The sequence below is a fragment of the Nitrospira moscoviensis genome (assembly GCF_001273775.1).
Classification (GTDB): domain Bacteria; phylum Nitrospirota; class Nitrospiria; order Nitrospirales; family Nitrospiraceae; genus Nitrospira_D; species Nitrospira_D moscoviensis.
Genome location: NZ_CP011801.1, coordinates 1,260,274 through 1,277,500 on the forward strand (window position 1 = coordinate 1,260,274; position 17,227 = coordinate 1,277,500).

The 17,227-nt window shown below is 60.5% G+C and carries 14 protein-coding genes, 2 tRNA genes and 2 rRNA genes (1 of these 18 cut by a window edge); 11 read left to right on the forward strand and 7 right to left on the reverse strand.

The window, feature by feature from the left end:
* The first annotated feature begins 5 nt into the window (after positions 1-5).
* The 5 genes from guaB to aroC all read left to right on the forward strand — a co-directional run bounded on the left by guaB (position 6) and on the right by aroC (position 6,998).
* Positions 6-1,472, forward strand: coding sequence for an IMP dehydrogenase (gene guaB / locus NITMOv2_RS06210; protein WP_053379045.1), 1,467 nt, complete (start codon positions 6-8; stop codon positions 1,470-1,472).
* Between the two features lie 97 nt (positions 1,473-1,569).
* The gene (guaA, locus tag NITMOv2_RS06215; protein WP_053379046.1) at positions 1,570-3,126 is read left to right on the forward strand and encodes a glutamine-hydrolyzing GMP synthase; all 1,557 of its coding nucleotides are present in this window, start codon (positions 1,570-1,572) and stop codon (positions 3,124-3,126) included.
* Between the two features lie 91 nt (positions 3,127-3,217).
* The gene (locus NITMOv2_RS06220; protein WP_083447801.1) at positions 3,218-4,063 is read left to right on the forward strand and encodes a pseudouridine synthase; all 846 of its coding nucleotides are present in this window, start codon (positions 3,218-3,220) and stop codon (positions 4,061-4,063) included.
* Positions 4,060-5,823: an aspartate--tRNA ligase gene (aspS, locus tag NITMOv2_RS06225; protein WP_053379047.1), complete on the forward strand. Its 1,764-nt coding sequence runs from the start codon at positions 4,060-4,062 to the stop codon at positions 5,821-5,823. The genes NITMOv2_RS06220 and aspS overlap by 4 nt, the downstream gene beginning before the upstream one ends.
* Positions 5,824-5,837: 14 nt before the next feature.
* Positions 5,838-6,998, forward strand: a complete 1,161-nt coding sequence (gene aroC / locus NITMOv2_RS06230) for a chorismate synthase (protein WP_053379048.1) — start codon at positions 5,838-5,840, stop codon at positions 6,996-6,998.
* Between the two features lie 58 nt (positions 6,999-7,056).
* Here the strand turns inward: aroC and NITMOv2_RS06235 are convergent, their stop codons facing one another.
* The 3 genes from NITMOv2_RS06235 to NITMOv2_RS06245 all read right to left on the reverse strand — a co-directional run bounded on the left by NITMOv2_RS06235 (position 7,057) and on the right by NITMOv2_RS06245 (position 9,404).
* Positions 7,057-7,329, reverse strand: a complete 273-nt coding sequence (locus NITMOv2_RS06235; RefSeq protein ID WP_053379049.1) for a PepSY domain-containing protein — start codon at positions 7,327-7,329, stop codon at positions 7,057-7,059.
* Between the two features lie 194 nt (positions 7,330-7,523).
* Complete coding sequence (locus NITMOv2_RS06240; RefSeq protein ID WP_053379050.1) at positions 7,524-8,282, reverse strand: DUF6445 family protein; 759 nt, start codon at positions 8,280-8,282, stop codon at positions 7,524-7,526.
* A 111-nt stretch (positions 8,283-8,393) separates the two neighbouring features.
* The gene (locus NITMOv2_RS06245; RefSeq protein WP_053379051.1) at positions 8,394-9,404 is read right to left on the reverse strand and encodes a S1C family serine protease; all 1,011 of its coding nucleotides are present in this window, start codon (positions 9,402-9,404) and stop codon (positions 8,394-8,396) included.
* A gap of 114 nt (positions 9,405-9,518) precedes the next feature.
* Between NITMOv2_RS06245 and NITMOv2_RS06250 the strand changes: the two genes are divergently transcribed.
* Entirely contained in the window at positions 9,519-9,815 is a 297-nt protein-coding gene (locus NITMOv2_RS06250; RefSeq protein WP_053379052.1) for a hypothetical protein, read from the forward strand.
* 72 nt (positions 9,816-9,887) lie between these two features.
* Here NITMOv2_RS06250 and NITMOv2_RS06255 read toward each other — a convergent pair whose 3' ends face one another.
* Both NITMOv2_RS06255 and NITMOv2_RS06260 read right to left on the reverse strand, forming a co-directional pair.
* Positions 9,888-11,216: an OmpA family protein gene (locus NITMOv2_RS06255; protein ID WP_053379053.1), complete on the reverse strand. Its 1,329-nt coding sequence runs from the start codon at positions 11,214-11,216 to the stop codon at positions 9,888-9,890.
* Positions 11,217-11,478: 262 nt separating this feature from the next.
* Entirely contained in the window at positions 11,479-11,658 is a 180-nt protein-coding gene (locus tag NITMOv2_RS06260) for a hypothetical protein (protein WP_053379054.1), read from the reverse strand.
* A gap of 326 nt (positions 11,659-11,984) precedes the next feature.
* Between NITMOv2_RS06260 and NITMOv2_RS06265 the strand changes: the two genes are divergently transcribed.
* Entirely contained in the window at positions 11,985-12,581 is a 597-nt protein-coding gene (locus NITMOv2_RS06265; RefSeq protein WP_238590480.1) for a pseudouridine synthase, read from the forward strand.
* Positions 12,582-12,583: 2 nt separating this feature from the next.
* Here the strand turns inward: NITMOv2_RS06265 and NITMOv2_RS06270 are convergent, their stop codons facing one another.
* Complete coding sequence (locus NITMOv2_RS06270) at positions 12,584-13,411, reverse strand: hypothetical protein (protein ID WP_053379056.1); 828 nt, start codon at positions 13,409-13,411, stop codon at positions 12,584-12,586.
* Positions 13,412-13,499: 88 nt separating this feature from the next.
* A complete protein-coding gene (locus NITMOv2_RS06275; RefSeq protein WP_053379057.1) occupies positions 13,500-14,537 on the reverse strand; it encodes a molybdopterin-dependent oxidoreductase in 1,038 nt (345 codons plus the stop codon).
* A gap of 300 nt (positions 14,538-14,837) precedes the next feature.
* Between NITMOv2_RS06275 and NITMOv2_RS06280 the strand changes: the two genes are divergently transcribed.
* From NITMOv2_RS06280 to NITMOv2_RS06295, 4 genes are all read left to right on the forward strand, one after another.
* Positions 14,838-16,376 (forward strand): 16S ribosomal RNA (locus tag NITMOv2_RS06280).
* A gap of 161 nt (positions 16,377-16,537) precedes the next feature.
* Positions 16,538-16,614: transfer RNA gene (locus tag NITMOv2_RS06285), tRNA-Ile, on the forward strand.
* Between the two features lie 63 nt (positions 16,615-16,677).
* Positions 16,678-16,753 (forward strand) — tRNA-Ala (locus tag NITMOv2_RS06290).
* Positions 16,754-16,954: 201 nt separating this feature from the next.
* Positions 16,955-17,227 (forward strand): 23S ribosomal RNA (locus tag NITMOv2_RS06295) (it continues 2,734 nt past the right edge of the window).
* Together the 16S and 23S rRNA genes with 2 tRNA genes alongside form the textbook arrangement of a ribosomal RNA operon.

A 17,227-nucleotide genomic window follows, 5' to 3' on the forward strand; every position in this document is an offset into this window, starting at 1 on the left:
ACCTCATGCTGGACCAAGAGCCGAGACTCGGATTGACCTACGACGACGTCGTGTTGGTTCCCTCCAAGTCGCAGGTGCTGCCCAACGAAGTCGAGACCGCGACGTTCGTCTCACGGAACATCCGCATCAACATCCCGTTGATCAGCGCCGCGATGGATACCGTGACCGAGGCCCGTTTGGCGATCGCCATGGCCCGCGAAGGCGGAATCGGGATCATCCATCGCGTGCTTGCTCCGGCGGATCAGGCCACGGAAGTCGATAAGGTCAAAAAATCGGAAAGCGGAATGATCCTCGACCCCGTGACGATTTCACCGGACGAGACGATCCGCGACGCCCATCAGCTGATGGCGAAGTACCGCATTTCCGGCATTCCCGTGACCAAGAACAAGAAGCTCGTGGGGATTCTGACGAACCGGGATCTGCGGTTCGAGAACCGGATGGACTTGAAGGTCTCCCAGGTGATGAAGCGTGAAAAGCTCATCACCGCGCCGGAGGGGACCAGTCTCGAAAAAGCCCGCGAGATTCTGCACGAGCATCGGATCGAAAAGCTGCCGGTCGTCAACAAGCATTTCGAGCTCAAAGGGCTCATCACGATCAAAGACATCGAGAAGCGCATCAAGTATCCCAACGCCTGCAAGGATGCCCATGGCCGGCTGCGGGTCGGCGCGGCCGTGGGAGTGGGGGCGGACACCGACGAGCGGGTGAGCCTGCTCAAGAAGGCGGGCGTCGATCTGGTGGTGGTCGATACGGCGCACGGCCATTCGCAGCAGGTCCTCGACACGGTGAAGCGGATCAAGAAGCAGCATCCGGATCTGGAGCTGGTGGCGGGCAACATTGCCACGGCCGAAGCGGCGAAGGATCTGCTCAAGATGGGCGCCGACGCCGTGAAAGTCGGTGTGGGGCCCGGGTCCATCTGCACGACCCGGATCGTGTCCGGCGCGGGCATGCCGCAGCTGACCGCCATTGCCGATTGCGCCAAGGTGTTGCGCGGGACCGGCGTGCCCATCATCGCCGACGGCGGCATCAAGTTTTCGGGCGACGTGACCAAAGCACTGGCGGCCGGGGCGTCCGCCGTGATGCTCGGCGGATTGTTGGCGGGCACCGAGGAATCCCCCGGTGAAACCGTGTTGTATCAGGCCCGGACGTACAAGGTGTATCGCGGCATGGGGTCCATCGGCGCGATGGAACGCGGCGGCGGCGACCGCTATGGGCAGGGAGGCCGTCCGGCGCAGAAGCTGGTTCCCGAAGGCATCGAAGGGCGAGTGCCGTACAAAGGTCCGCTGGCCGCGGTCGTTTACCAGTTGGTCGGCGGCGTGAAATCCGGCATGGGCTACTGCGGCTGCAAGACGATCCCCGACCTCCAGCAGAACGCCGCCTTTATTCGTCAAACCGTCGCCGGGCTGCGGGAAAGCCACGTCCACGACGTCATCATCACCAAAGAAGCGCCGAACTACCGGATGGATTGGGAATAACCCCTCGTGAATCGTCTCTCGTGAAGCGTATCTCGCAATCGGACGCCGGTTTCGCTCACTAAACGAACGACGCTTCACGCTTCACGAACGACGCCTCATGGAACTCTGGCACGATAGAATCCTGGTTCTCGACTTCGGGTCCCAGTACACGCAGCTCATCGCCCGCCGCATCCGCGAAGCGCAGGTCTATTCCCAGATTCTGCCTTGCACCGTGCCGCTTGCGACGATCTTGGCCTATCGTCCGCAAGGCATCGTGCTGTCCGGCGGGCCGTCCAGCGTCTATGAGAAGAAGGCGCCGAGCGTCCCCAAGGACCTGTTCGATCAAGGCATCCCCATCCTTGGGATCTGCTACGGCATGCAGCTCGTCACGCACCTGTCGGGCGGCGATGTCGTCAAAGCGCCGCACCGCGAATATGGGCGGGCCGAGCTGGTCATTGACGACCGCAGCGACCTCTTCAAAGGCGTGGGCGAGGGCGGATCGACCGTTGTCTGGATGTCTCACGGGGACCGGATCGAGCGCATGCCGCCCGGGTTCCGCTCGATCGCGCACACGGGCAATTCGCCGGTCGCCGCGATGAAGCGCGACGACCACAAGCGCCGCCTCTATTGCCTCCAATTCCATCCCGAAGTGGCGCATACGCCGGAAGGCTCCACGATTCTTCGCAACTTCGTCTACGAGATTTGCGGCTGCAAGCCGACGTGGACGATGCAGTCCTATGTCGACACGGCCGTCAAACAGATCCGCGACCAGGTGGGGAAAGACCGGGTCATTTGTGCGTTGAGCGGCGGCGTCGATTCCTCCGTGGCGGCGGCCCTGACGCATCGGGCCATCGGCGATCAACTGACCTGCCTCTTCGTGGACAACGGCGTGCTGCGGGTGGGGGAGCGTGATCAGGTGCAGAAGACCTTCGCGTCGCAGCTGCATCTCAATCTGCGCATCCTGGACCGGACGAATCAGTTTCTGGATCGCCTCAAGAACGTGATCGATCCCGAGCGCAAGCGGAAGATCATCGGCCGCCAGTTCATTGCGCACTTCGAGGAGGAATCGAAGAAGCTCAAGGGCGTCAAGTATCTGGTGCAGGGGACGCTGTATCCCGACGTGATCGAAAGCGTGAGCTTCAGAGGACCGTCCGCCACGATCAAGACGCATCACAACGTCGGCGGATTGCCGGCGCGGATGCGGCTCAAGCTGATCGAGCCGCTGCGGGAGTTGTTCAAAGACGAAGTCCGCGTACTCGGGAAAGAGCTGGGCTTGCCCGACGAGATCGTCTGGCGGCAGCCCTTTCCCGGCCCAGGCCTGGCGATCCGGGTGTTAGGATCGGTGACGAAGGAGCGGCTCGCCATCTTGCGGGCGGCCGAGACCATCGTCGAGCAGGAAATCCGCGCCGCCGGCCTCTATCGCGACATCTGGCAAGCCTTCGCCGTACTGCTGCCGATCCGCACTGTCGGCGTGATGGGTGACCAGCGGACGTACGAGAACGTCATCGCCATCCGGGCCGTAACGAGCCTCGACGGCATGACGGCGGACTGGGCCAAGATTCCGAACGACGTGCTCGGGCGCATGTCGAACCGCATCATCAATGAAGTGAAGGGCGTCAACCGGGTCGTCTACGACATCAGCTCGAAGCCGCCGAGCACGATCGAATGGGAGTGAAATGCAGTGACGAGTGATGCGTGATGAGTGATCGGTTCGGAAGCTCTCCGAGCCATGACTCATCACCCATCACTGATCACCCATCACTGTTATGGAAGTCCGATTGCAAAAAATGATCGCCGGCACCGGGCTCGCCTCGCGCCGAAAGGCCGAGCAACTGATCGCCGCCGGCCGCGTCACGGTGAACGGCAAAGTCGTGACGGAGCTGGGGACCAAGGTCGATTCCGAACGCGATCATGTAAAGGTCGACGGGAAACATCTCACCGCCGCGCAGCCCTATGTGTATCTCATGCTCAACAAGCCGAAGAACGTCATGTCCACGCTCGATGATCCGGGCGGCAGGACTACGGTCAAAGATTTCCTGCGCGGCGTCTCCGTGCGGGTGTTCCCCGTCGGCCGGTTGGACTTCGACAGCGAAGGCCTGATGCTGCTGACGAACAATGGGGATTTGGCCCAGGCGCTGCTCCATCCGCGGTACCATGTGCCGAAGACCTACCTGATCAAGGTCAAAGGGGTGTTGACCGACGGCGAAATCGCCGAACTGGAGCGGGGCGTCAAGCTGGAGGACGGCATGACGAGTCCCGCGCAGGTGAAGAAAGTCCGCAAGGTCGAAGCCAACTCCTGGGTGGAAATCACGATTCATGAGGGGCGCAAACACCAAGTGAAGCGCATGCTCGAAACCGTCGGCCATCCGGTCATCAAACTGCTGCGAATTAAAATGGGCCCGCTGGTACTGGGCAATTTGGGGCCGGGCGAGTTCCGGTTCCTCACGGATCGCGAAGCGAATGCGTTGCGCAGCGTCGTCGAGCAGCGACGGGTGCTGGAGCAGGACGGGAAAGACCCCGGCACCCGGCCGCCTCGGCCCGCCAGGCAGGCGGGCTGGGCGAGACCGGCGCAGAGAAAACGACAGCCGGTGAAGAAAGCGAGAGTGGCATGAAGTTGCGGACGCACACATGTGGGGAGTTGAACAAGAGCCACGTCGGCCGGACGGTCGTGCTGAACGGCTGGGTGCAGCGCCGGCGTGATCATGGGACGGTCATCTTTATCGACTTGCGGGATCGGACCGGCCTCACGCAGGTCGTGTTCAATGCCGAGCGGAATGCCGCTGTACATAAATCCGCCCATGCCTTGCGCAGCGAGTGTGTCGTCTCGGTCACCGGGCAGGTCATGGCCCGGCCGGAGGAGTCCCGCAATCCCAACCTCTCTACGGGAGAGATCGAAGTCTTTGCCGACGCGGTGGAGATATTGAACGAGTCCAAAACGCCGCCGTTCTTGATCGAAGACGACGCCGAGATCACGGAAGCCATCCGGCTCAAGTATCGCTATCTCGATCTGCGCCGCCCGCGCATGCAGCGCTTGCTGAGCTTGCGCCATGCCATCATGCAGGCTACGCGGAGCTTTTTGAATAGCGCGGACTTCCTGGAAATCGAAACGCCGGTGTTGACCAAGAGCACACCGGAAGGCGCGAGGGACTATTTGGTGCCCAGCCGCGTCAATCCGGGACAGTTCTTCGCGCTGCCGCAATCACCGCAATTGTTCAAGCAGATCCTCATGGTGAGCGGCTTCGACCGCTATTATCAGATCGCCCGCTGTTTCCGCGACGAAGATCTGCGCAACGATCGCCAGCCGGAGTTCACGCAGATCGACCTCGAGATGTCCTTCGTCGATCGGCTGCACGTGATGGACCTCATGGAGCGGATGATCGTGACGATCTTCCGCGAGGCGGGGGGCGTGCAACTCCCCACGCCGTTCCCTAGGATGACGTACGCCGAGGCGATGGGCCGCTACGGCTCCGACAAGCCGGATTTGCGGTTCGACATGCCCCTGCATGAGGTGACGGCGTTCGGCGCGGCGAGCGAGTTCAAAGTCTTCAAGGACGCGGCGACGAAGGGCGGCATCGTCAAAGCCTTGATCGTGAAGGGCGGCGCCACGATGGCGCGGAGCCGGATCGACGCGCTGGGCGAAACCGCGAAGAGCTTTGGGGCAAAAGGGTTGGCGTGGCTCAAGATCACCGCCGAAGGCCAGTTGGAGTCCGTGATCGCCAAGTTTCTCGATGCCAAGGCCTTTGCCGCAGCCTTGCCGGAGGCCAAGCCCGGCGACCTCGTCCTTTTTGGCGCGGACAAACCGGCCGTCGTGCATGACGTCCTGGGACGCATTCGCCTGCTGCTGGGCGAAGAGCTGAACCTGATCGACAAGCAGGCCTGGAAGCCGCTGTGGGTGACCGAATTCCCGCTGCTCGATTATTCGCCGGAAGAAAAGCGCTATGTCTTCATGCACAATCCCTTCGCCGGACCGATGGACGAGGATCTGCCCTTGCTGGACTCGGAGCCGCTCAAAGTCCGCGCGAAAGCCTATGACATGGTGCTGAACGGCAACGAAATCGGCGGCGGCAGCATCCGCAATCACCGCAGCGATATTCAATTGCGGATTCTGGACTTGCTCGGCATCGACAAGGATCAGGCCCATGCGAAGTTCGGTTTTTTGCTGGATGCCCTGGAATACGGCGCGCCGCCTCACGGGGGCATCGCATTCGGATTGGACCGGATCGTCATGCTGCTGGGCAACGCCGATTCGATCCGCGACGTCATCGCATTTCCGAAGACGCAGCGCGCGCAGGATCCCATGACGGAAGCCCCCTCGGCCGTCAGTCCGGAACAGCTCAAAGAGCTCCGCATCAAACTGGATCTTGTCGAATAGGCAGGAGCCATTCCATGGCCGGCAATACGTTCGGTCATCTCTTCACCGTCACCTCTTTCGGCGAAAGCCATGGGCCGGCCCTCGGGTGCGTGGTGGACGGTTGTCCGCCCGGTTTGGCGCTGTCGGCTGAAGACATTCAGAAAGATTTGGACCGCCGCAAGCCCGGCACCTCCCGCCACGTCACCCAGCGGCAGGAATCCGATACCGTTGAGATCCTCTCCGGCGTGTTTGAAGGCCGGACGACAGGCGCGCCGATCGCCTTGCTGATCCGGAATGAAGACCAGCGGAGCCGCGACTACGGCAACCTCATCGACACCTTCCGCCCGGGTCACGCCGACTACACCTACTGGCAGAAGTACGGAATTCGGGACCATCGTGGCGGAGGACGTGCGTCCGCGCGTGAAACGGCCGTGCGCGTCGCGGCAGGAGCGATTGCAAGAAAGTGGCTGCGTGAGAAGTACGGCGTGTTGATCCGGGGATTTCTCAGCCAGCTGGGGCCGATCGAGGTGTCGTTCAAGAGATGGGACGTCGTGGAAGCCAATCCCTTCTTTGCCGCAAACGCCGACGTGGTGCCGAAGCTCGAATCATTCATGGACGAGTTGCGGAAAGCCGGCGATTCGGTAGGGGCCAAAATCACGACCGTGGCCGAGCATGTGCCCGTCGGATGGGGCGCGCCGGTGTACGCGAAGTTGGACGCGGAACTGGCGGCCGCCATGATGAGCGTCAATGCGGTGAAGGCGGTGGAGATCGGGTCCGGCTTTGCGTCGGTCGCTCAGCGCGGCTCCGAGCACGGCGATGAGTTGACCCCGGAGGGCTTCGTCACGAACCATGCCGGGGGGATCCTCGGCGGGATTTCTACGGGGCAGGACATCGTGGTGACGATCGGTATTAAACCGACGTCCAGCATCCGCGTTCCGCGCCGGTCCATTGATAAGAGCGGCAATCCCGTCACAGTCGAAACGACCGGCCGCCACGATCCCTGTGTCGGCATCCGGGCCACGCCGATCGCCGAAGCCATGATGGCGCTCGTGCTCATGGACCACGCGCTGCTCCATCGTGCGCAGAATGCCGACGTCACGACAAAGACTCCGAAGATCGCCGGCTCAGTGAAGAAGGGCGCAAAGGCGAAGTCCGCCTCTTCCGTTCACAACAACCCCGAGCCTTCAGAAGCCTGAGAAGCTGCAGACGGGGTGCGGCGGCGCAGCGGGACGCCGCCGCACTTTTAGAAGAACCTTACCGGTCGCGTTCGACGATGCGGCCGCTCTCTGCGTCCACCCAGACCGTTTGGGTGTTGTTCCCGTTGTCCACCAATTCGACTTCGTACACCGTTCTCCCGCGCTCTTGTTCCAAGTGCGTCTCCTTCGCTCGTCCGCCGGGGACCGAGTTTTCCGCGATCCGTGCCGCTTCGCTCGTCGAGATGCGGGCGTTTTTCGCCATGGTTTCCTGGCTGGCACAACCCGCTAACGTACACAGCGCGATCGCACAAGGTACGAGAAGAAATCGCATGGCACGCTCCTTTGTTAAGAGATCGTCCGGTACACGTATGAAGTCGAGGCTGGTGCAAACGATGGACCAGTCGAGGACGGTCCACTTTCGTAAGAAGACGTGACTGCACGAGGCGCGGCGTCGTTACGGTGACCGCCGCCAGGAACAACTTGTCCCGCCGGAAGACATCGTGTGCCTTCTTCCGGCGCCCTGGTTCAGTCGTGCCCCTGGAAGTAGAGGATCTGGTTCATGCGGAAGTAGTCGCGGAATTGGTTCGGGGCGATATGTTGGGAGTGGAACGTGCGGCCGTCGAAGATGACGAGGCGGTTGGGCTTCATCTCGATCTTGTAGAGTAATTCCCAATAGTCGTTTCCGTCGTTGATATAGTGATTCTCCTTCACGGCGTATTCAGGGCGAAAGAAGACCGTATTCATGAACTCCGCATAGCCGTCCTGCGTCCGCAGCGCCTGCGCGGAAAGGCCATGTTGTTGTCCCAACCGGATGAGCTCCGGCGTCAGCCCGATGGGTACACGGGAGAGTCCGGTGGGCCGATGTCGATACAGCCCGGTGCCTCCGCTGCACATCTCCTCCGGATTCAGATAGACCATCGCCGTGACGCCTTGATCGATATGCGGCTGCCGCTGCCAGGGCGTCAGCGTGTAATCACGGTTCTGGATGGCCGAAAAAATGACGGGATGGTATTCGGCATGGAAGGGCCGCAGCGGTTCACCCCACAATTTGCTCAAGGTCTGAATGAGCGGCGTCGTGTCGAGCGTGATCATGGCTCGCGAACCGGGATAACTGCCGACGACGGCGCGCGATTCCGTGTAGTATAGGCCCAACGCCAACTCGGCGATCTTTTCGGGATAGCGGTAGAAGCGGTCGGCGAGCAGGACTTTCTGGTTGGCCGGTCTGAGCCGGTGGACCGTCACGTCGCAGGCGGGGTTGACTTCCAGGACCTCGGCGCTCCACATCAGGGAGGCCTCCCGGTGAGCAGCGTCTGAGGGGGAGGAGTGTGAACCGGTCGAGGGATGAAATCAACCTGGAAAATTTACGAGGCGGTCTCAGGGCCGGTCCAAATCGTTCTATCCCCCGCCTAACGTGACCGTAAACGTCAAATCCGCGTCTACGCGCCGTACTTTGACGGCGACTTTCTGGCCCGGCGTCGTACGCTCGATCAGATAGTTCTTTAAGTGTTTGGCGTCGTCGATTTCGGTGTCGTCGACCGCGATGATGATGTCGTGCTTTTGGATGCCGGCGGATTTGGCCGGCTCCGACACATCCCTCACCGCCATGCGCCACTTGGTTCCGTCCCGGACGGGCATCATGTGGATGCCCATTTTGGAAAAGGTCAACGGCTTGCCGGCCACGGCGGCATTCACGATCCGTTCGGCGAGGATCGCCGGTATGGCAAAGGCCATGCGGCTGCAGTGGGCCGTGGAATCGTCGCGTTCGGTTTGGATGATGGCGTGCATGATGCCGACGATCTCACCCTTGTCGTTGAAGAGCCCGCCGCCGGAGTTGCCGCTGCAAGCCGCGACATCGGCTTGAATCAGTCTGGTGTCCACCGTTTGGAGAAAGGTGTCGGTGTTGCCCAGGTGTCCGAACGCCATCGTGGGACCCCAGCCCATCGGATAGCCGACGGTGAAGACTTCCTGGCCGGGTTGCGGGTCGCCGGAGGCGAAGGAGGCGCCGGCACGAAGCTTGGCGCGGTGCGGTTCGACGACACGATACACGACGACATCCATGAACGCGCTGTCTCCGACCAAGTCGGCCGGAAGCTCGTGCAGATCGGTCGTCAGGATGCGGATCTGCTTGGGGATGACGGTTCCTGTCGCGGCATCGTGTTTTTCCGCCGCGTGCCGGGCCGTGACGACGTAGCCGTCGCGGAGGTGAAAACCGGTCCCGCGAACCAGGAGCTTGCCCGGTTTGTCGGGGGTGCGTTGATCTTGGGTTTCTTCCAGCACGCCGACGGTGGCGAATTTGGCCTGGAGCAATGCATCGTGAGCCGTCGTGGCATAGGCGGGAATCGACGTGGTGCAGAGGGTAGTGCCTGCGAAAAACGCGCACCAGAGAGATGAGGGCAGTGGGGCCATGTGAAATCCTTTCGAGGGACGGCGTGTATGGGTTCCAGTATAATGGGACGTGATCGTTTCCGAAAGAGCGGGGCAGGTCGAGACGGCAACGCAGCAAGTAAAGAGAGGGGCTCCATGAAACGCAAGCTTGTCGGAATGGCAGGGGGTCTGTGTCTGCTGCTGGGGTGCATCGAGGGGGGATGGGCCGGCGAAGAAAAAAGTAAAGACCAGGGAGTGGCCGATCAGATCGGCGCCTCGGTCAAGAACCTGGCGACGAAGATTGAAAAGGAAGTCACCGGCGTCGTCAAAAAACTGGAAGAGAGCGAGACGCCCAAGAAAGTCGGGGCCGAATTGAAGCGATCGGCGGAATCTCTGGGAGAAAAAGTCGAACAGGCCGGGAAAAAGGTGAAAGAAAGCCTCAAATCGGAGTAACGGTTCAGCAGTCGAAAACGGACTCGCGCGAGCGGCGCCGCATGCGGCGCCGCTCGGTGCATGGCTGCGCAGCTAGTTGACGGGCGCGCCGCCGTCCAACTTGCCGGTGATCTGCTGCAGGTCTTTGGGATAGAGAACGATCTCGATTCTGCGGTTCGAGCTTCGCCCTTCTTCGGTATCGTTCGACGCAATCGGATGGGTTTCCGCGTAGCCCACTGCCAACAACGACTGCCGGTCTACCCCGCCGTGGTCGATCAAATACCGCACGACGGTCGTGGCCCGGGCTGTCGAGAGCTCCCAATTCGTCTTGAACTTATCTTGCAGTTTCACGCTGATGGGCACGTTGTCCGTATGGCCTTCGATGCGGATCTGCTTGTCCGTGACGTTTTTCAGAACATCGCCTACCTGCTTCAAGACCTTAACGCCGGCCGGTTTGATGACGGCCTGGCCGGAATCGAACAGCACGCGGTCCACCATGTTGATGGTGAGCCGATCGCGAACCTGCTGGATCGTAATGTTGCCCTTCTCGATTTCGTCCCTCAAGGAACGTGAGAGCTCTTCCTGTGTCCTCGTCAGGCGCTTGATTTCTTCTTCCTTGGCCGCCCGCTCTTTTTCGAGCCGAGCTTTTTCGGCTGCTTCCGCCTTCAATCGCTGCCGTTCCTGTTCGAGGCTCGCCGCCAGTTGCTCTTGCTCTCTCGCCAAACGGGCCTTCTCGGCCTCCTCGGCCCTCAGGCGCTCCCGTTCCCGTTCCAGGCTGGCGGCCAATTGCTCCTGCTCCTTGGCGAGGCGCGCCTTGTCCGCTTCCTCGGCCTTGAGGCGCTGGCGCTCCGCTTCCAGTGCCGCGGCTACGCGGGCGGATTCGGACTCCAACTCCTTGGCCCGGCCTTGGAGTTTGGCGATCTCGCTCTGTGCAGTCGCGCTCCCGCTGGCCAGCTTGTCCTCCAGATCTTTGATCTGGTTTCGCACGTCTCCCAGTTCGCCGTTGAGTTGGCTCTTCTCCCGTTCCAGTCCGTCCAGCTTCGCCTGCAGGTCCTCGGATCGGGTTTTCAGCGCCTCGCGTTCGCGAGCCAAGGCGTCCGCCTGCTGCTGGAGTTGTTGGATCTCGCTCCGCAATTGTGACAGAGAGGATTCGGCCGCTTTCCGCTGGCTTGCTTCCTGGTCGAGGTTCTGCTGGAGGCCGGCGAGTTGCTGCTTGAGCTGTTGGGCTTGGGCTTCCGATTGCTTCCGAAGCGCCTCCAGTTCGGCCGCCTGTTGGGCGGCTTTCTTGTTCGCGGCGCTCAGCTCGGTGAGAGTCTTGGTATGCGTCTCGGTACTGACACATCCGATGGGCGCCAGCCCGCAAAGGGCGAGCAGGATCGGAGTCCGCAAGGCCCGCACACCGTTCATGACGCGTCGTCGCATAGGGTCCTCCTTGGAAGACATGGAAGATGGGAGAGAAATGACAAACGAAACGAGCTACTAAAGGCGAGCAAGGCCGGTGCCGAAGCAGACAGCCGGCACTGCTTCAAAAAGAATCGGTGGGTCAACAGCTTGCAGAAGAGATCCCGCTGCGCTTGAGAGCGCTCTGTAGTGAACTGCCACCAATGAGGCACGGAACTGTAGGGGCAATCCTACAACCGCTGTGAAAGGGGAGGGACGCAGGATGCCCTGCGTCCCACTACGATTACTTGCCGCCCATCTCCTGCTTCTCGTCTTTTTTCTTTTCGTCGGCGGCCTTCGGCCCATTCATGTCTTTCTTCTCCTTCTGCTCGGACGGGCTGGGTTCACTGGCAAACGACCCCGTCGCGCCGATTCCAAATGTCAGAAACGCGGCGAGCACGATGAAGCTGGCATAACGGATCATGGGAACCTCCTTCGTACAAGAGTCCGGATCAAGCCGGTACCGGACATGTGGGTGACTGTTATGAGAGTGGCGAGGCTCTCGAGAAAAGAGAGAGCAAGTGGGGTGCCGGGTGTTCTTTTTAAGGGAGAATCAAGAAGCCGTCTCTTTCTCAACCGGTTAAGACGGGCGCTCTATCGATTCCACTGGGCGAGCCACGAAGCTGTCCTGAAGGTTTGAAGGGGAAGCCCTGCACGGACCGGATCGATCAGGGGGCAAATGGAACCGCTCCGGATCTTCCCTTATTCTGCCGTTTCCGGCATGCCTCCGTTTTCACCATCGGACCATCTATGAGACACTGTGCCGCCATGCGAGGCGGCCGCACCATTACCATTCTGTTCAATAAACCCTATGGCGTCTTACCGTGCTTCACGGATCCGGAGGGACGGCCGACCTTGGCGGAGTATATCGATCTGCCCGGAGTCTATGCCGCGGGCCGGTTGGATCAGGACAGCGAAGGCCTGATGATTCTGACCTCGGATGGATCGCTGGCCCACCGGATTACCGATCCCGAGCATAAGCTGCCGAAAGTCTATTGGATCCAAGTCGAACGCGTGCCCAGCGAGGAGGCGCTGGCGCAACTCCGGCGTGGCGTGACGTTGAGTGGCCGGAAAACGAGGCCGGCCACGGTTCGCGTTTTGGCCGATGTCCCTCCGTTGCCGGAACGGCCTGTGCCGATCCGGTTTCGCAAGACGGTGCCGACGGTCTGGCTCGAGCTGACCCTCTATGAAGGCATGAACCGGCAAGTGCGCCGCATGACGGCGGCCGTCGGGCACCCCACGGTGCGGCTTATGCGGGTCGCCATCGGTCTGCTTCGACTGGGAGACCTGAAGCCGGGAGAGTGGCGGGAGGCAACTGAACGGGAGCTGGCGGCTTTACGCGGTTAGTGTCAGCCGTGTGTCTTGACCATGCGCCCGACGATGCCGATGCCGATGCCGAGGAACAGATAGCCGACGATGACGTTGAGCATCACCACCGCCTGGCAGATCGGATGGACGGGCTGGTATTCCACGAGCGCCAACGATGACGTGACGTTGATGGCGTAGTAGAAACCGGACCACAGCGGGATCCACTCCGACGGCGTGGTGTTCCCCATCGGCTCCAGCCAGTGCAGGCGGAAGAAAAGTTCATAGGACAGGCTGAAGACGATGAGTGTGCCGGCTATCCACGCGGTCCAGCGTGGAATGCTGGTACCGAAGTTGCTCGTGGCCTTCCAGGTGAGGAGGGCGAGCGGATGCTTGCCCTGCATCTGCGCCCAGGCGACGCGGGCATTCCGCTCATTAAGATATTCCGCTTCCGATGCGTCCAGTTCTCCCGCTTCGGCGAAGGAGTGGTTGGCTCGCGAATAGGCCCGCACGGCGAGATGTTGCAAACGATGCTGGTCAGGGCCGGGCGGGCCTGACCGAGCGACCTCTTCGGCCACCTTCCCGGCATTGGAAAAGGCCCGCGCGGCCTGAGTGAATTGCTGTAAGCGATGGAGTTGCTGGCCCGCGCTGTGATAGGCGTGCGCCGCTTTCGCCCGGTCCCGGCTTTCGAGAAAATGCGCGGCCGCCAGGTAATAGAACGCCGACTGCATGATGTCGGTGCGGTCGTCCTTCAGCTCGCAGGCCGCCGCCTTCAGCAGGACCGCATCGGCGGACTGACCCGTCTCCAACTCGGTCACACTCTGATGGTAGTACTGCTCGGCGAGGGGGTCGGTGAACGTTTCGTCCGCCATATGGCGGCGTATGTTACTCCAAGCTGTAGAAATGGGGAAGATGTGCGAAGGCGTTCAGCCCGCGCTTTCACGAGCGGGATCTGAAAGTCTAAATCTGCTCCACTTCTGCAATGATCGTGTGGTACCCACTCGCGCCGGCCGGCTGAGGTCTCACGATCTCCGCAATCTGCAGTTGGCCCTTCGTGTCCCAGGCTCGCACGACGGTCTGGTACTTGCCGGGCTTCGGCGGCTTCCAGGTGTAGTTCCAGATGACCCACGAGTAGGGCGACATCGGGGGTTCGAGCGAGCACTCGTTCCACGTACGGCCCGCGTCGAAGCTCAGTTCCACTTTGCTGATAGAATGCGGTCCGCCGAAGGCGATGCCGCGGAACTTCTGCTCCGGCCCGCGGAGCGACTGGTAATGTCCCGGCGAATCGATGCGTGAAAAGATCTTGATGGTGCCGTCGTCCGTCCAGCCTTTGCGCTGCCAGTAACCCTGGTAGTCTCCGGGATAGACTTCGATTTCGTGGATCCACTTGACGTTCTTGATGCCGTAGAGACCCGGGACGATCAGGCGCAATGGGTAGCCGTGTTCTTTGGGAAGCTTCTCGCCGTTCATGAGGAAAGCCAGCATGACGTCGTCTTCCATGGCTCGCTTGAACGGGATGCTGTCGTCGTAACCGTCGATGCCGCGAAAGACGACGTCGCGGGCCAGTTCTTCATCGGCGCCGGCCTCCTGCAGCAATTTCTTCAGCGAGATGCCGCGCCATGTCGCGTTGCCCAAGCTGTCGCCGCCGGGCAGGGTGTCGATGCACATCAGTGTGGAAACCTGATCGTAGGAGTCGCGGTTCAAAATGTCGCGCCAGCTCAGGGTCATCGGCTTCTTCACTTCGCCCTTGATGGCGACGCGCCATTGCTCGATGTTGATCTCGCGGGCGACTGAGACGGCCGAATCGGCATAGTTCACGACATAGAACTTGGAATTGGGCGTAAAATAGCTGGTCTCGCGCGGCGGGACGGCGAACATGCGGCCGAAGACGCCGCCCATGGCATCGCACCCGCCGGTCAGGCCGGCTACGGCTCCCAGGCCCAGGGCTTTCAAGATCGTGCGGCGCCGCATCCCGAGCGGCGATTCGAAGGCCGACATAATTTTGCATTATACACGGAAATGAGACTTGACTCTTGGTGGAGGCCTTGTTATCTTACCCCTCGTTCGTTGCGTTCCTGCCTGTTGACCGCGCCTGACGGCGAGTCACGGTGCGGTCGATAAAGGGAAACTACCCGAAAATTTTTCGAGCGGGTCCCTTGACACGTGATGGCGCGCGGTTGTATAGTGCGCGGCTCGCGTGAGGAACGCGGTCGTTCTTTGACAACTGAATAGAGGAAGTTGAGCAAGGTGTAAGGTGTATTGAAGTGGTGGCCCTTGGTCCAATTTCTTGAACAACACCTATATGAGAGTTTGATCCTGGCTCAGAACGAACGCTGGCGGCGCGCCTAATACATGCAAGTCGAGCGAGAAGGCGTAGCAATACGCTTGTAAAGCGGCGAACGGGTGAGGAATACATGGGTAACCTACCCTCGAGTGGGGAATAACCAGCCGAAAGGTTGGCTAATACCGCATACGATTCCCGGACTGCGGTTCGGGAAAGAAAGCGTTACCGTGGGTAGCGCGCTCTTGGATGGGCTCATGTCCTATCAGCTTGTTGGTGAGGTAACGGCTCACCAAGGCTTCGACGGGTAGCTGGTCTGAGAGGACGATCAGCCACACTGGCACTGCGACACGGGCCAGACTCCTACGGGAGGCAGCAGTAAGGAATATTGCGCAATGGGCGAAAGCCTGACGCAGCGACGCCGCGTGGGGGATGAAGGTCTTCGGATTGTAAACCCCTTTCGGGAGGGAAGATGGAACGGGTAACCGTTCGGACGGTACCTCCAGAAGCAGCCACGGCTAACTTCGTGCCAGCAGCCGCGGTAATACGAAGGTGGCAAGCGTTGTTCGGATTCACTGGGCGTACAGGGAGCGTAGGCGGTTGGGTAAGCCCTCCGTGAAATCTCCGGGCCTAACCCGGAAAGTGCAGAGGGGACTGCTCGGCTTGAGGATGGGAGAGGAGCGCGGAATTCCCGGTGTAGCGGTGAAATGCGTAGAGATCGGGAGGAAGGCCGGTGGCGAAGGCGGCGCTCTGGAACATTTCTGACGCTGAGGCTCGAAAGCGTGGGGAGCAAACAGGATTAGATACCCTGGTAGTCCACGCCTTAAACTATGGATACTAAGTGTCGGCGGGTTACCGCCGGTGCCGCAGCTAACGCAGTAAGTATCCCGCCTGGGAAGTACGGCCGCAAGGTTGAAACTCAAAGGAATTGACGGGGGCCCGCACAAGCGGTGGAGCATGTGGTTTAATTCGACGCAACGCGAAGAACCTTACCCAGGCTGGACATGCACGTAGTAGGAGGATGAAAGTCCGACGAGGTAGCAATACCAGCGTGCTCAGGTGCTGCATGGCTGTCGTCAGCTCGTGCCGTGAGGTGTTGGGTTAAGTCCCGCAACGAGCGCAACCCCTGTCTTCAGTTACCACCGGGTCATGCCGGGAACTCTGGAGAGACTGCCCAGGAGAACGGGGAGGAAGGTGGGGATGACGTCAAGTCAGCATGGCCTTTATGCCTGGGGCCACACACGTGCTACAATGGCCGGCACAAAGAGCTGCAAACCCGTGAGGGGGAGCCAATCTCAAAAAACCGGCCTCAGTTCAGATTGAGGTCTGCAACTCGACCTCATGAAGGCGGAATCGCTAGTAATCGCGGATCAGCACGCCGCGGTGAATACGTTCCCGGGCCTTGTACACACCGCCCGTCACACCACGAAAGTTTGTTGTACCTGAAGTCGTCGACGCCAACCGCAAGGGGGCAGGCGCCCACGGTATGACCGATGATTGGGGTGAAGTCGTAACAAGGTAGCCGTAGGGGAACCTGCGGCTGGATCACCTCCTTTCTAAGGAGTCACTGACTCTAAAGAAAAATCCAGGGCCGAGGGCCACCTCTTCAATACACATACACCGATCAAACGCGAGGGTTCAGGCAGCGATCTGATGTGCGCTGATGTCGGGAGACGCTGCTCACGATGTCGGGCCCTGATGGGATTATGACTCAGCTGGGCCTGTAGCTCAGTTGGTTAGAGCACGCGCTTGATAAGCGCGGGGTCGATAGTTCAACTCTATCCAGGCCCACCATCTGAGTTGTCGTCGCAGGCTCCCTCGAGGACGATTCGAGCGGACGATCCCTCACAGACGTGCGGGGCTGTAGCTCAGTTGGGAGAGCACCTGCTTTGCAAGCAGGGGGTCGCTGGTTCGATTCCAGTCAGCTCCACCAAACCAAACTTCGTTTGACCCGTTCGCCACCTTAGTTTGCTGTCTAAGAGTGATGGGCGAACGGAGAGCTGGTTGGGTTCTCTTGGCGGTTTATTGTTCGACTTCCTCTATTCAGTCTCGGATGATGGTTCGCCATCGTCCCTGTTCTTTGACAATTGAATAGGTCTTGATGAAAGACCATGTGTATCAGGAGCAAAGTGATTGTTAAGCTACTAAGGGTGTACGGTGAATGCCCTGGCATCAGCAGGCGAAGAAGGACGTAGCTAGCTGCGATAAGCCTCGGGAAGCCGCAAGCAGGCCGTGATCCGAGGATCTCCGAATGGGGAAACCCAGGCGATGAATGCCGCCTATCCTCCACTGAATCCATAGGTGGAGAGAAGCCCACGCAGGGAAGTGAAACATCTCAGTACCTGCAGGAAAAGAAATCAATCGAGATTCCCCAAGTAGTGGCGAGCGAAAAGGGAATAGCCCAAAC